Origin of the sequence: Aeromonas sp. HMWF016 (assembly GCF_963878195.1) — a bacterium.
GTDB lineage: Bacteria > Pseudomonadota > Gammaproteobacteria > Enterobacterales > Aeromonadaceae > Aeromonas > Aeromonas lacus.
Genome location: NZ_CAWNWX010000072.1, coordinates 1 through 1,671, shown reverse-complemented (window position 1 = coordinate 1,671; position 1,671 = coordinate 1). Strand labels below are relative to the sequence as shown.

Here is a 1,671-nt window from a genome sequence, read left to right as displayed (position 1 = left end):
TGCTCTTTAACAATCTGGAAAGCTGATTTAAAAAGTAGTTCTCAAACATTTGTTACAAGTGCTTTGGAAACTTCTTGGCGAAAACCAAATTTTATTTGGTCCTTGTTGTACGACAACAAGCTGTGCCGGTTTCACCGACACTTCTTGGGGTTGTATGGTTAAGTGACTAAGCGTACATGGTGGATGCCTTGGCAGTCAGAGGCGATGAAGGACGTACTAACCTGCGATAAGCTGTGAGAAGTCGGTAAGAGACGCTATTACTCACAGATTTCCGAATGGGGAAACCCACTTAGCATAAGCTAGGTATCGTTGCATGAATACATAGTGCAACGAGGCGAACCGGGAGAACTGAAACATCTAAGTACCCCGAGGAAAAGAAATCAACCGAGATTCCCTCAGTAGCGGCGAGCGAACGGGGATTAGCCCTTAAGTTTCTTGGAAGTTAGTGGAATGGTCCTGGAAAGGCCAGCGATACAGGGTGATAGCCCCGTACATGAAAACGACCTTGAAGTGAAATCGAGTAGGGCGGGACACGTGACATCCTGTCTGAATATGGGGGGACCATCCTCCAAGGCTAAATACTCCTGACTGACCGATAGTGAACCAGTACCGTGAGGGAAAGGCGAAAAGAACCCCTGTGAGGGGAGTGAAATAGAACCTGAAACCGTGTACGTACAAGCAGTGGGAGCCCTTCGGGGTGACTGCGTACCTTTTGTATAATGGGTCAGCGACTTACATTTTGTAGCGAGGTTAACCGTATAGGGGAGCCGTAGGGAAACCGAGTCTTAACTGGGCGTCTAGTTGCAAGGTGTAGACCCGAAACCGGGTGATCTAGCCATGGGCAGGTTGAAGGTTGAGTAACATCAACTGGAGGACCGAACCCACTAACGTTGCAAAGTTAGGGGATGACCTGTGGCTGGGGGTGAAAGGCCAATCAAACTCGGAGATAGCTGGTTCTCCCCGAAAGCTATTTAGGTAGCGCCTCGGACGAATACTACTGGGGGTAGAGCACTGTTTGGACTAGGGGGTCATCCCGACTTACCAACTCCATGCAAACTCCGAATACCAGTAAGTACTATCCGGGAGACACACGGCGGGTGCTAACGTCCGTCGTGAAGAGGGAAACAACCCAGACCGCCGGCTAAGGTCCCAAAGTTCTGGTTAAGTGGGAAACGATGTGGGAAGGCTCAGACAGCTAGGATGTTGGCTTAGAAGCAGCCATCATTTAAAGAAAGCGTAATAGCTCACTAGTCGAGTCGGCCTGCGCGGAAGATGTAACGGGGCTCAAACCAGGCACCGAAGCCGCGGATTTGCACTTAGTGCAAGTGGTAGGGGAGCGTTCTGTAAGTCTGCGAAGGTGTATCGAGAGGTATGCTGGAGATATCAGAAGTGCGAATGCTGACGTAAGTAACGATAAAGGGGGTGAAAAGCCTCCTCGCCGGAAGACCAAGGGTTCCTGTCCAACGTTAATCGGGGCAGGGTGAGTCGACCCCTAAGGTGAGGCCGAAAGGCGTAATCGATGGGAAGCAGGTTAATATTCCTGCACGACTTGTAATTGCGATGGGGGGACGGAGAAGGCTAGGTGGGCCAGGCGACGGTTGTCCTGGTGAAAGTGCGTAGGCGGTACCTTTAGGTAAATCCGGAGGTGCAACGCTGAGACACGAGACGAAC

Annotated in this window: 1 rRNA gene; it reads left to right on the top strand. The window is 50.9% G+C overall.

Annotated features, from left to right (window positions below):
- Positions 1 to 156 precede the first annotated feature (156 nt).
- Positions 157 to 1,671: ribosomal RNA gene (locus AACS24_RS10325) — 23S ribosomal RNA — on the top strand; the annotation flags it as partial.